At 73.8% G+C, this 13,215-nt stretch carries 7 protein-coding genes; 3 read left to right on the top strand and 4 right to left on the bottom strand.

Features of this window, described 5'->3' with window-relative positions; translation table 11 throughout:
* Positions 1–622: 622 nt before the first annotated feature.
* Entirely contained in the window at positions 623–1,198 is a 576-nt protein-coding gene (locus tag ACZ4MU_RS04145) for a MarR family winged helix-turn-helix transcriptional regulator (protein WP_467870543.1), read from the bottom strand.
* Positions 1,199–1,350: 152 nt separating this feature from the next.
* Between ACZ4MU_RS04145 and ACZ4MU_RS04140 the strand changes: the two genes are divergently transcribed.
* On the top strand, positions 1,351–2,631 hold the full coding sequence (locus ACZ4MU_RS04140) for an MFS transporter (RefSeq protein WP_467870659.1): 1,281 nt from the start codon (positions 1,351–1,353) through the stop codon (positions 2,629–2,631).
* Between the two features lie 14 nt (positions 2,632–2,645).
* On the opposite strand, the gene ACZ4MU_RS04135 is transcribed toward ACZ4MU_RS04140, so the two are convergent.
* Both ACZ4MU_RS04135 and ACZ4MU_RS04130 read right to left on the bottom strand, forming a co-directional pair.
* A complete protein-coding gene (locus tag ACZ4MU_RS04135; protein WP_467870541.1) occupies positions 2,646–4,295 on the bottom strand; it encodes an ATP-binding SpoIIE family protein phosphatase in 1,650 nt (549 codons plus the stop codon).
* 102 nt (positions 4,296–4,397) lie between these two features.
* The gene (locus ACZ4MU_RS04130; protein WP_467870539.1) at positions 4,398–5,882 is read right to left on the bottom strand and encodes an NAD(P)/FAD-dependent oxidoreductase; all 1,485 of its coding nucleotides are present in this window, start codon (positions 5,880–5,882) and stop codon (positions 4,398–4,400) included.
* Between the two features lie 323 nt (positions 5,883–6,205).
* Between ACZ4MU_RS04130 and ACZ4MU_RS04125 the strand changes: the two genes are divergently transcribed.
* Both ACZ4MU_RS04125 and ACZ4MU_RS04120 read left to right on the top strand, forming a co-directional pair.
* Entirely contained in the window at positions 6,206–7,051 is an 846-nt protein-coding gene (locus ACZ4MU_RS04125) for a TetR/AcrR family transcriptional regulator (protein ID WP_467870537.1), read from the top strand.
* Between the two features lie 147 nt (positions 7,052–7,198).
* Positions 7,199–9,244 carry a sigma-70 family RNA polymerase sigma factor gene (locus ACZ4MU_RS04120; protein ID WP_467870535.1) on the top strand — a complete coding sequence of 682 codons (2,046 nt, stop codon included), beginning with the start codon at positions 7,199–7,201 and terminating at the stop codon, positions 9,242–9,244.
* A gap of 193 nt (positions 9,245–9,437) precedes the next feature.
* Here the strand turns inward: ACZ4MU_RS04120 and ACZ4MU_RS04115 are convergent, their stop codons facing one another.
* Positions 9,438–12,593 (bottom strand): ATP-binding protein, encoded by a 3,156-nt coding sequence (locus ACZ4MU_RS04115; protein ID WP_467870532.1) that lies wholly within the window; start codon positions 12,591–12,593, stop codon positions 9,438–9,440.
* Positions 12,594–13,215 lie beyond the last annotated feature (622 nt).

The following is a 13,215-nucleotide window of genomic DNA, read 5'->3' as shown; positions in this document are numbered from 1 at the left end:
GTCGGAATAAGACCAGTCGTCCTCAGCGTCCTCGCTGTGTTCGTTGCCTACCCGCCACAAGGGCCGGCAGGACTTTTCAAAGGAACCTCCAACCCACCATCACTGGCAGGCCGGGGTTGTCAATCTGGCGTTGACTTTTGGCACGCTGTTGAGTTCTCAAGGTACGGACGCTTCCTTTGTTCCCGTTTCCGGGCCCTCCGGGCGCTTCCTTCGTTTCCGACTCTATCAGACTCTTTCGTGTCCGATTTCCCTGTCGGCGGGATTCGCTTTCCGGCCTTTCGGCTTTCCGGCGGTTCCGACTCTATCAGATCCTTTCGGGCCTGATTTCCGGTCTCCCGGGTCAAGTCGGTTTGTCTTCCCGGCTGTTGGGCCGTTCCGACGTCCCAAACCCTAGCGGATCTCCCGGGCGGCTCCTAATCGAGCCATCCGATCCATCCAGTCCATGCAGCCCCCTTCGAAAAGAATTCGGCATGCCGAAATTCATCCCGATCGGGAGGTCGTACGGAGTTGGGTTGCCGCGGATCTGCGGCGGACGGCTGTCGCAGAACCGTTCCGGCTCCGTGACAACTCGAAGAACCTTACGCACGGGGGAAGGCGGTGTCAACCCCCGTCGAGTCCGGCATCAGTCCAGGTCGGTGAGGCGTCCGCCCGCGTCGGGCTGGGCGTGCTCCACCCGGCGCAGCAGGCGGATCAACATCTCGCCGAGCGCCCCCCGCTCGTCCGGGGTGAGGTCCTGGAGCAGGTCCTCCTCGAAGTCGGTGGCCATCTGCATGGCCTCCAGCCACTTCGTACGCCCCTCGTCCGTCAGCTCGACGATGACCCGCACCCGGTTGCTCTCGTCGCGGTCGCGCGTGACCAGGCCCTCGCCCGCCATGCGGTCGATGCGGTGGGTCATCGCGGCGGGGGTGAGGCCGAGGCGCTTGGCCAGCTCGCCCGGGCCCAGCCGGTACGGCTTGCCCGCGAGGACGAGGGTCTTGAGGACCTCCCACTCGGCGTTGCTGATGCCGAGGGCCGCGACCTGGCGTCCGTACGCCACGTTCATCCGCCGGTTCAGCCGCCCCAGGGCCGAGACGACCTTCTCGACCTGGGGGTCGAGGTCGCGGAACTCGCGCTGGTACGCCGCGATCTGTTCGTCGAGGGTCGGCTCCTCGGGGTCGGCGGGGCCGGTGGGCCCGCCGCGCTCGGTGGTCTCAGCCATGCCGCGAGTATCGCACGGGACGCGTTGGCATCTAAGTCCTTGAGTGTGTATTGTTGAGGTTCTAACTTTAGTGTTGAAGTCTTCGTACCTGAGACCTTCAGGTTCGAGTACTTCCACTTCGAGACCTCAAGGTGGTGAGTGTGACCAAGGTGATGGGCGCGGCGATGCGCCGGATCCAGGCGGGGAACGCGCTGAGCGCGTTCGGACTCGGGTTCACCGTTCCGTATCTGTACCTCTACGTGGCGACGGTGCGAGACCTCGGCTCCTTCTGGGCCGGGATCGTCCTCGGCGTCTTCGCCCTGGCCGCGCTCGTGGCGCTGCTCTTCACCGGCCGGGTCATCGACCGGCGCGGCCCCCTGCCCGTCCTGGTCGGCGCGGCCGTGGCGTCCGCCGTGGGCGCGCTCTGCCTCGGGCTCGCGAACAGCCTGGTGACCGTCCTCGCCTCCGCCGCTCTGCTGGGCGCGGGCACCGCGGTCATGCAGCCGGCGCTCGCCACCATGATCGTGTGGTCCTCGGGGCCGGCCTCCCGCACCCGCGCCTTCGCCACGCAGTTCTTCCTGCAGAACCTCGGGCTCGGCATCGGCGGCCTCTTCGGCGGCCAGATCGTCGACGAGAGCCGTCCGGCGTCCTTCACCCTGCTCTTCGCCATCGAGGCTGGGATGTTCCTGGTTCTCGCCGCGATCGCGCTGTCCGTGAAGCTGCCGCGCAACGCGGCCATCGCCGACGCCCGCCCCGGGGACGCCAAGAACGGCAGCGGTCTGAAGGCCGTGCTCCGGCACCGCGCCATGCTCCAGCTCTGCGTTCTCGGGTTCGTGCTGTTCTTCGCCTGCTACGGGCAGTTCGAGTCGGGTCTCGCGGCGTACGGCACCGAGGCCGCCGGGATCGATCCGTCGGCCCTGGGCCTCGCCCTCGCCGCCAACACCGCCGTCATCGTGGTCGCCCAGTTCCTGGTGCTGCGCTTCGTCGAGCGCCGGCGCCGTAGCCGCGTCATCGCGGCCGTGGGGCTCATCTGGACCGTGGCCTGGCTCTTCGCCGGGTACGCGGGGCTCGGCCACGGCAGCCAGACCATGGCGACCGCCGCGTTCGTCTCCACGTACGCGCTCTTCGGACTCGGTGAGGCGATGCTGTCGCCGACCGTGGCGCCGCTGGTCGCGGACCTGGCGCCGGAGGCGATGGTCGGTCAGTACAATTCGGCGTTCGCGCTGGTCAAGCAGATGGCGCTGGCGCTCGGACCGTTCGTGGGCGGGCCCATGGGGGCCACGCTGCACGGCCCGTACATCGTCACCTTCATCCTGTTCTCGCTCGGGATCACCGTCCTGGCGCTGCGGCTCGGCCGCGGGCTGACGCCCGCGCAGGACCAGCCGGCGCTCGCGGCGGCCCCGTCCCGGGTGGTCGCGGTGCACAGGAGCGAGCAGGTCGGCGCGACGGCCTGAGCCGCCGGCCGGACTCAGTGCGGCAGGGCGAACTCGCACCACACCGCTTTGCCGCCGCCCGGTGTGCGGCGCGAACCCCAGGACGAGGCGATCGTCGCGACGATCGAGATGCCTCGTCCTGACTCGTCCCCGGGCTCGGCGCGGCGGCGGCGCGGCAGATGGTCGTCGCCGTCCGTCACCTCGATGATCAGACGGCGGTCGGTGCGGCGCAGCCGTAGCCGCATCGGCGGGGTGCCGTGCTGGAGCGAGTTGGCCACCAGTTCGCTGGCCGCCAGGACTCCCAGGTCGCGCAGCTCGACCGGGAAGCGCCAGGAGGCCAGGACCCCGGAGGCGAAGGCACGCGCGCGTGGCGCGGCTTCCACGCCGCCGAGCAGGTCGAGCGCCGCGTTGTGGAACAGCTCGGCGTCCGGGCCGGTGCGCGCCGGGTGCTGGAGGACCAGGACCGCCACGTCGTCGTCGTGCTCGGCGGTCACCCCCAGCGAGCGGATCAGCCGGTCGCAGACGACCTGCGGGGTGCCGTCCGCGCCGGACAGCGCGCGCTCCAGGGCGGCGACGCCCTCGTCGATGTCCTCCCCCCTGCGCTCGACCAGGCCGTCCGTATAGAGGACGGCGGTCGCGCCGGGCGGCAGGGCGATGGTGCCGGAGGTGTGCACCCAGCCGCCGGTGCCCAGCGGCGGCCCGGTCGGATCCGCCGCGCGGTGCACACTGCCGTCCGCGTGGCGTACGAGGAGGGGCAGATGGCCCGCCGACGCGTACTCCAGGCGGCCCTCGTTGGGGTCGTGGACCGCGTAGACGCAGGTGGCGATCTGGCTGGCGTCGATCTCGGCCGCCAGGCCGTCGAGCAGCTGGAGCACCTCGTGCGGGGGCAGGTCCAGACGCGCGTACGCCCGCACCGCCGTGCGGAGCTGGCCCATCACGGCCGCCGCGCGCACCCCGCGCCCCATCACGTCCCCGATCACCAGCGCCGTGCGCCCGGCGCCCAGGGTGATCACGTCGTACCAGTCGCCGCCGACCGCCGCGTCCGTGCCGCCCGGCTGGTACGTGCAGGCGACCCGCAGGTCGTCGGGCTGCTCCAGCTCCTGCGGGAGCAGGGAGCGCTGGAGCGTCACGGCGGTCTCGCGGTGCCGGCGCTCGCTGGCGCGCAGCCGCTCGGCGGCCTCGGCGTGGTCGGTGACGTCGGCGGCGAAGACGAGGACCCCGCCGCCGCCCTCCCCGCGCGCGGGGATCTCGACCGGGGTGCAGGTGACCGTGTACGACCCGCCGCCCTGGGCCTTGCGGGACTTGACCGTACGCGGCTTGCCGCTGCGCAGGACCTGGTCCATCAGGGGCAGCAGGCCCAGCTCGTCCAGCTCGGGGAGCGCCTTGGCGGCGGGCACGCCCAGGGGGCGGGGGCCGAAGGCGGCGGCGTACGCGTCGTTCACGAACGCCACGCGGTGCTCCGGTCCGTACACCAGGGCGGCGAGGGCCGGGATCTGGGCGAGGAGGCCGCGCACCGACAGCTCCTCCAGGAGGGGCGCGGGGCCGTCCGCCCCGTCCCCGTCCGGCCAGGTGTCGGTCCCCGGGCCGGACTCACCGCGCGCGGCGGGCACGGAGCCCCGGTCGCTCCGTGCGGCGGCGCGGCGCTGCGTACCGGGGAGCCGGGCGCTCCAACGCGTGAAGTTCACGGATCTCTTGGCCTCGTGTGTCGCTGGCTGCTGGGTCACTCTGTGCAGGTGTGGGCCCACCTATGGTCACACGTCCAGTGTGACGGACCGCACTGACAACCGTCAGTTCTCCTTGGCGCCGGGGTCCTCGGGTCCCGGTTCGGAGCTCGGCTCGGGGTTCGGTTTCGAGTTCGGGTTCGGGTTCGGGTTCGGCCCGGGGCCCGGTCCGGCCGGGGCGCCGCCCGCCGCGAGCTCGAACTCGGCGCGCGGGTGCTCCAGCGAGCCGAGCGAGACGATCTCCCGCTTGAACAGGCCCGCCAGCGCCCACTCGGCGAGCACGCGGGCCTTGCGGTTGAAGGTGGGTACCCGGCTCAGGTGGTAGGCGCGGTGCATGAACCAGGCGGGGTAGCCCTTGAGCTTGCGGCCGTAGACGTGGGCGACGCCCTTGTGCAGGCCGAGCGAGGCGACCGAGCCCACGTACTTGTGCGCGTACTCGCGCGGCGGGCGGCCTTCGACGGACGCGGCGACGTTCTCGGCGAGCGTCCTGGCCTGGCGCACCGCGTGCTGCGCGTTGGGCGCGCACTCCTTGTCCTTCTCCTCGGACGTCACATCCGGCACGGCGGCGGCGTCCCCGGCCGCCCAGGCGTGCTCGGCGCCCTCCACCTGGAGCTTCGCGGTGCACTTGAGGCGGCCGCGCTCGTTGAGCGGCAGATCGGTGGCGGCGAGCAGGGGCGCGGGCTTGACGCCGGCGGTCCACACGACCGTACGGGTGGGGAAGCGGGAGCCGTCGCTGAGAACGGCGACCCGGTTCTCGCAGGAGTCCAGGCGCGTCTGGAGGCGTACGTCGATGTTGCGGCCGCGCAGCTCGCGGATGGCGTACTGGCCCATCTCCTCGCCGACCTCGGGCAGGATGCGGTCGCTGGCCTCCACGAGGATCCACTTCAGGTCCTCGGGCTTGATGTTGTGGTAGTACCGCGCGGTGTAGCGGGCCATGTCCTCCAGCTCGGCGAGCGCCTCCACGCCCGCGTAGCCGCCGCCCACGAACACGAAGGTGAGGGCCGCGTCGCGGACGGCCGGGTCGCGGGTGGAGGAGGCGATGTCCATCTGCTCGATGACGTGGTTGCGCAGGCCGATCGCCTCTTCGACGGTCTTGAAGCCGATGGCGTAGTCCGCCAGTCCCGGGACCGGCAGGGTGCGGGAGACCGAACCGGGCGCCAGGACCAGTTCGTCGTAGCCGATCTCGACCGGGCCGCCGCCCTCCTCCTCGGTGGCGAGGGTGGCGACGGTGGCGGTGCGCGCGGCGTGGTCGATGCGCTGGGCCTCGCCGATGACGATGTGGCAGCGGTCCAGGACGCGGCGCAGCGGTACGACGACATGGCGCGGTGAGATGGACCCGGCGGCCGCTTCCGGCAGGAACGGCTGGTACGTCATGTACGGGTCCGGGGCGACCACGGTGATGCCCACCCGGCCGTCGCGCAGGTGCGCCTTGAGCTCGCGCTGGAGACGCAGCGCCGTGTACATCCCGACGTAGCCGCCGCCGACGACGAGAATGCGGGTGCCGGGCGGTGGTTCGGGGCTCGACCCCCGATTGATCGCAGCCTTCACCATCCCATGAGGCAACGGACGCGGGTGTTTGTCCACAGGCCCGGCAAATTGTGTGACTGACGGATGTGGCCGGAACAGGTCGGGCCATTTCTCGCCGTTCGGCGTGAATGCGCAGGTCAGGGCGGGGAGATGGGGGGGGCGGAGGGGGCCGAATCGGGAAGGTTCCGGCCCTTGCTCCGATCGGGGGGCACACCGTGCGGAACAACCCCCTTCTGAATTGACTCCGGCTCAACTATGTTCGTACCTCGTCGGGGTGTCGGGTCCGGCCACCCGACTGTCAGGGCGGGGAGTCTCCGGGGGGAGACGTCATTACCGGGGGAACGGTTATGCATATTCAGGACTCTCATTGGCAGTCCGCTGTCGTAGCGTCGGCGGACGGCAATGGTCGTGTGGGCGGTGGTGGGAGCGCTTCCGCTTCCCGCTCCGCGCCGCTGCGGGTGGATGCCCAGCGCAATCTGGAGCACGTGCTGCGCGCCGCGCGCGAGGTGTTCGGTGAGCTGGGGTACGGGGCTCCCATGGAGGACGTGGCCCGTCGCGCGCGCGTCGGCGTGGGCACGGTCTACCGGCGTTTTCCGAGCAAGGACGTGCTGGTCCGGCGGATAGCCGAGGAGGAGACCGCGCGCCTCACCGACCAGGCGCGCACCGCGCTGGGCCAGGAGGAGGAGCCGTGGTCGGCGCTCTCCCGGTTCCTGCGGACCTCGGTGGCGTCGGGCGCCGGGCGACTGCTGCCGCCGCAGGTGCTGCGCGTCGGGGTGGACGTGGACGCCGAGGAGTCGACGGTCGTCGCGGGCGTCGGCGGCGTCGTGCCGGTGCTGGAACCGGTGGAGTCGCTGGACCCGGCGGGCTCCGCTCCGGAGGTACGGGTGCCGCAGCAGCGCCAGGCAGGGATGCCCGGCGCAATCGGCGTGCCCGACCTGCGGGTCGTCGAGCCGCGCACGGCCCCGGCGGACGAGCTGGACGACCCGGGGGCGGCCGAGCTGCTCGCGGTGGTCGGGCAGCTGGTGGACCGGGCGCGCGAGGCGGGTGAGCTGCGGGGCGATGTGACCGTGGCCGACGTACTGCTGGTGATAGCCACCGCGGCGCCGTCGCTGCCCGATCCCCACCAGCAGGCCGCGGCCTCGGCCCGGCTCCTGGACATCCTGCTCGAAGGGCTGCGTTCGCGCCCGGTGTGAGGCGCGGCCCGTGGGTGCGGACCCGCTCCGGTGCGGGGCGGGTTCCCCTAACGGGTGGTTGGCAGCGGGCGGGCTCCTTCGGCGTGGGGCTCTGTGGGACGCTTGGCGCGTGGTCGGGTCTGAGCGTGCTGACGGGGGCTTTCCGCGATGAACGTTGAGGGGCGGGACGAGCTCGGCGGCAGCAGCGGCACGGAGCCGGAGGGCGCGCCCTCCGCGCAGGTGCCGGGCCAGGCGGGCCCGGCCCACCGGCCGGACACCGGCGTCGAGCCCGACAGCGAGCAGGGCGGCACCGTGCTGCCCGGACCGTGGGGCCCGGCCCCGCAGAGCGAGGCCCCGGTCGAGGACTCGGCCGATCAGGCCGCCGCCCCGACCGACCAGGCCGACCAGGCCGACCAAGCCAATCAAGCCATCCTGACCACCGTCCCCACCGAGGCCGTGCCCGGTGTTCCGCAGCAGCGCGAGCGGGTCGCCGGAGCCGGGGCCGCCGTCGCCGACGCCGAGCTGATCCAGCGGATGCGCGGAGGTGACGACAGCGCCTACGAGGAGCTGTTCCGCCGCCACGCGGACGCGGTGCGCCGGTACGCCCGCAGCTGCTGCCGGGACGCGTACACGGCCGACGACCTCACCGCCGAGGTCTTCGCCCGGACGCTCCAGGCGGTGCGCGGCGGCGCCGGGCCCGAGCAGGCCGTGCGCGCGTATCTGATGACCACCGTGCGCCGCGTCGCCGCCTCCTGGACGAAGACGGCCAAGCGCGAGCAACTGGTCGAGGACTTCGCGCTCTTCGCCGACCGGGCCGCCCGTACCTCGGACGGCAGGGACGACGACACGGTCGACCTCGGCGCGGACGTCCGGGCGATGCACGAGGCCGAGCGGTCGCTGGCCATGCAGGCGTTCCGGTCGCTGCCGGAGCGGTGGCAGGCGGTGCTGTGGCACACCACCGTCGAGGAGGAGTCGCCCAGCGAGATCGCCCCGCTCTTCGGGCTCTCCGCCAACGCCACGGCGGTCCTTGCCAGCCGGGCCCGCGAGGGCTTGAAGCAGGCGTACCTCCAGGCGCACGTCTCCACCGCGCTCACCGAGGGCGGCGACTGCGCCCGCTACGCCGACCGCCTCGGGGCGTACGCGCGCGGCGGGCTGCGGGTGCGGGCCGAACGGGGCCTGAGCAAGCACCTGGAGGAGTGCGCCAAGTGCCGGGTCGCGGTCGTCGAGCTCAACGACGTCAACGCCGGGATCCCCGCGCTGCTGCCGGTCGCGGTGGTCGGCTGGTTCGCCGCCGGGTACTCGCTCAAGGCCGCGGGGCTCGTGGCGGGAGGCGCCGCCGGTGCGGCGGGTGCCGGTGCCGCCGCGGCGGGCGCCGGAGGGAGTTCGTCCGGGGGTGCGGCCGGCGGGGCCGCCGCCTCCGAGGGCCTCGGCGCCCCCGCCAAGGCGGGCATCGCGGCGGCCGTCGCCGTGGCGGTGGCCGCCGGGGTGGTCTTCGCGCTCACCGGCGGCGACGGCAAGCCGGCCGCGAAGCCCGTGGCCAAGCCGCCGGCCGTGGTGCCGATGGTCCCCCACAAGCCGCCGCCCTCCCCCGCGCCCGAGCCCCCGGCGCCGCCCGCGCCCGTACCCGCGCAGGCCAAGCCCGCGCCCAAGCCGCCCAAGCCCGCGCCGCCCAAGCCCCGGCCGAAGCCCAAGCCCGTACCGAAGCCCCCGGCGCCGAAGCCGACGCCGAAGCCCGCGCCGCCCAGGCCGACACCGAAGCCCGTACCGCCACCGCCCCCGGCGGCGGCCTACCAGATCAACCGGCTCCAGTACGGCACGTTCGGCGACCACACCGAGCCCGAGGTGCGGCTCGGCTCGTCGAGCTGGCTCTGGCAGCGCTGGGGTCTGGCGATCGACGGCAAGCCGTACAGCCACGGAGTGACCGTGCACGCCCGCTCCGCCGTGACCATCGACCTCAACCGGAAGTGCTCCAGCTATGACGCTTTCGCCGGGGTCGACGACCTGACCATGGGGCTCGGCGCGGTGCGGTTCTCGGTGTACGGGGACCGGACGCTGCTGTGGCGCTCGCCCGTGATGCACGGCGGGGACCCGGCGGTGCCGGTCCACGCCGACCTCACCGGCCACCGCACCCTGCACCTGGTGGTCGACCCGCACACGCCGTTCGGTTCGGTGGCGCTGGCGGACTGGGCGAAATCGGTCATCAACTGCCACTAGACGATGGCCGATCGACGCGAGTCGGCTTCCGACCGGCGCGGGTCGACTTCCGACCGGCGCGGGTCGACTTCCGACCGGCGCGAGCCGAGACATGCCCGGCGCGAGCCCAGACCTGACCGGCACGAGCCCAGACCTGAGGCGCGTCGGCCGCGCTCGCCGGCCTCCGGCAGGGCTCATCCGCCCCCGGCAGGGCTCACCGGCCGTCGACGATGCCTTCCAGCAGCTCCGCGACCCCCAGGGCGGTGAGTGCGGCGCCCTCCGCGCTCCGCTCCTCATAGGCGGGTTGGCCGAGTTCGTCGCGCAGGCGGATGCGCAGGGCGTCCAGGGCGGTGCGGTCCGGGACCCACAGCGGGATCCCGGCGCGCCAGGCCCCGGCTGCGGCCAGCACCCGTACGGCCGGCGCGGGCTCCCCGAGGTCGGGCAGGAGGCGGGCAGCGCCCTCCGCGAAGTGGGCGAGGAGGATCTCGGCGCAACCCGCGGCGTCGGCGTGGCGCAGCGCCGAGGCCAGCCCGCGTACGCCGGTGGCCGGGCCGCTCTCCTCGGCCGCGATCCGCGCGTCGAGGCCCTCCAGGATCGCGCTGAAGTGCGGCGGCGGGGTGGTGCGGGCGCTCTCCGCGAGGGCGGCGTCGCACTCGGCGCGCGCGGTGGCGGGGTCACCGGTGTCCAGGGCCATGCAGCCGCGCAGATAGTGGATGTAGGAGCGGGTGTCGAAGACGCGGTAGCGGACGGCCTCCGCCTCGGCCTCTTCGAGGAGCTTGGCGCCACCGGCCAGGTCGCCCGCGCGATAGGTGAGTTCGGCGATACGGGCCAGCAGGAACGGCGCCTCGGCGTTGGCGCCCACCTCGCGGGCGAGACCGAGCGCCTCCTCGTACTCGGGCCGGGCGAGCGCCGGGAGCCCGCGCATCATCGCGGCCTCCCCGGCGGCGCTGGCCACCTGGGCGCGCATCCAGCGGTCGCCGACACGACGGCTCAGGGCCCGCAGCTCCGCGAGGTCGGCGTCGACGTCCCAGACACCGCCGGGCATGTCGATGACCATGTGCGTACGGAACATGAGGCTGACGCCGATCTCCCACTCGCCGCCGTGGGCACGGCAGTTGGCGACCACGGCGTCTACGCTGTCGCGCACCTGCGCGGTGGTGCGGGTGAGGAACGCGGCGAACGGCCACAGCAGCCCGGGGAAGCTCGCCGCCTGCGGGCCGCCGCGCCCGAACGCGTCGCGCAGCCGCTCCATCTCCGCCAGGGTCTCGGCCCGGCGCAGCCGCTCGCCCGCGCCGGACTCCTCCAGCAGGAAGATCCGCAGCAGCGCGAGCCGCATCCGCGGCCAGTAGCGCGGGTCGTCGGGCCCTTCGGCCTCCTCCTCGCACGCCAGGACGCGGTCCACCCACGCGACCCCCTCGCCGCGGTAGTTGCGCAGCCACCAGAACCAGCCCATGGCCAGAGCGATGTCCCGGGCGGCCACGGGGTCGGGACCGGCGGCGGTGCGGTGCAGCGCGGCCCGGATGTTGTCCAGCTCGCGCTCCAGACGGCGGATCCAGGCGAGCTGCCCGTGCGAGCGCAGCAGCGGGTCGGCCTCCTGGACCAGGTCGCGGTAGTACGCGGTGTGGGCGCGGGCGGCCTCGTCGAGGAGGCCGGGGGTCTGGGCCGCGCGCTCGGCGGCGTACTCGTGGATGGTCTCCAGAAGCCGGTAGCGCATCTGGCCGGTGTCCGGCTCGGGGGCGGCCACCACCAGGGACTTGTCCACCAGGGCGGCGAGGTCGTCGGTCGAGCCGCACACCGCCTGGGCGGCGGCCAGGTCCCAGCCTCCGGCGAAGACGGAGGCGCGGCGCAGCACCGCGCGCTCGCGCTCGTCGAGCAGCTCCCACGACCAGTCGACGACCGCGCGCAGGGTCTGCTGGCGGGGCAGTACGGTCCGGCTTCCGCTGGTCAGCAGGCGGAAGCGGTCGTCGAGCCGGTCCGCGATCTGGCGCGGGGAGAGCAGCCGCAGCCGGGCGGCGGCCAGCTCGATCGCCAGCGGCAGCCCGTCGAGCCGCCGGCAGATCTCGGCGATGGCCTCGGGGTCGCCGGCCGGGTCGAAGTCGGGTCGTACGGTACGGGCGCGTTCGGTGAAGAGCAGGTACGCGGGGTCGGGCGGCAGCGGCTCGACGGGGCGGACCCGCTCGCCGGGCACCCCGAGGGGTTCGCGGCTGGTGGCGAGGATCCGCAGCGCCGGACAGCGCGTCAGCAGGGTCTCCGCGACACGCGCGGCGGCGTCCACGACGTGCTCGCAGTTGTCGAGGACGAGGAGGGCGGGGGCGCCGGCGAAGTGGTCGACGAGCCGGGCGAGGGGGTCGTCGGGGTGCGGCTGCCCGTCCCGTCCGAGCAGGGTGGTCTCACGCAGCCCGAGCGCGGAGACGACGGCTCCGGGGACGGCGTCCGGGTGGTCGAGCGGGGCGAGCTCCACCAGCCAGGCGGGGCCGGGGGCGGCGGCCTCCTCCGCCAGGCGGGTCTTGCCGGAGCCGCCGGGTCCGGTGAGCGTGACGAGCCGGTGCGCGGCGAGGTCCTGCCGGATGGCGGCGAGTTCGGGCTCGCGTCCGACGAAGGAGGTGAGCCGGGGCCGCAGATTGCCGCGCGCCTCGGGGACGGGGTCGAGCAGCTCCCGGTGGAGGGCGGTCAGCTCCGGGCCGGGGTCGGTGCCGAGGGAGTCGGCGAGGGTGCGGCGGGCGGTCTCGTACGCCATGAGCGCGTCGGCCGTACGCCCCTGGGCCCGCAGGGCGCGGATGAGCTGGGCGTGCAGGGGTTCGTCGTACGGGCGGGTCTCGATCAGCGCCGTGAGCTCGGCGGGGAGGTGGGCGGTGGCGCCGCGCCGCAGGTCGGCCTCGATGCGGGCGCGCAGGGCGTCGAACCGCCGCGCCTCCGGGCGGGCGGCCGCGGCGGTGCGGTCGGGGAGGTCGGCGAGGGCCGGGCCGCGCCACAGGGCTAGGGCGGCGCGCAGGGTCTCGGCGGCGGACTCGGGGTCGCCTTCGGCGAGCCGGCGTTCGCCGGTGCGGGTGAGGTGTTCGAAGGCGAAGAGGTCGATGTTCCTTTCCGGCGCGTCCACGGCGAGCCGGTAGCCGCCGGGCTCGGAGACGACGGCGTCGCGGCCGATCGTGCGGCGGAGGCGGCCGATGAGGGCCTGGAGGGCGGCGGGGGCGTCGTGCGGGGGGTCTTCGGGCCAGATCTCGTCGATGAGGGTGGTGGGGGGGATGGGGGTGGGGTGGTGGGCGTGAGTGGTGAGGGTGGTGAGGAGGGCGCGTAGGCGGGGGCCTCCCAGGGGGAGGGGGTTGCCTTGGTCGTCTTGCGCCTCTGTGGCGCCCAGGATTCGGTACCGCACGGGGTCATTGTGTCTCGGCCTCGATCCGCCTGCGGCGGGCTTTTTCCCCACCCCGCCCCTTCCCGAAAGCCCTGGGCGGGCGGCCGGGGGTTCGCCTGCGGGCGGCGGGGTGCCTGCTCGCGCAGTTCCCGTTCGGCTGCGGGTGGGTGGGGGATTGCTCGCGCAGTTCCCCGCGCCCCTTTCTGCCCGGGGTTCGTCCGCGGGCCGGTGGTGGGTTGCTCGCGCCGTTCCCCGCGCCCCTTCAGGGCTTGGACTTTGGGTGCGCGTCGGTGGTGGGCTGGTCGGGGCCGGCCTTCGGCTGCGGGTCGTGGGTGGCTGAGCGCGCAGTTCCCCGCGCCCCTGGGTAGTTGGGGGCGCGGGGAACTGCGCGAGCAACCCACCACGGTCCGCAGCCGAAAGAAGCGCGCACGGGGGTTGGGGGGCCGCAGGCCCCTCCATGGGAATCGGGCACGCAGGCCCCGCCATGGGGATTGGGGGCCGCAGGCCCCGATATGGGGGTTGGGGGCCGCAGGCCCCGGCATCGGGGTCGGGGTCGGGGCGCAGGCGCCCCGCCTCCCCGGTTGGGGTGGGCCCCAGGCCGTCCCCCGGCCCCGGAGGGTTCAGGGAAGGGGCGGGGTGGGGC

The sequence above is a fragment of the Streptomyces sp. NPDC026377 genome, from assembly GCF_055567715.1.
Note: the sequence above shows the minus strand (reverse complement) of the source record. Positions and strands in the feature narration are given on the sequence as shown.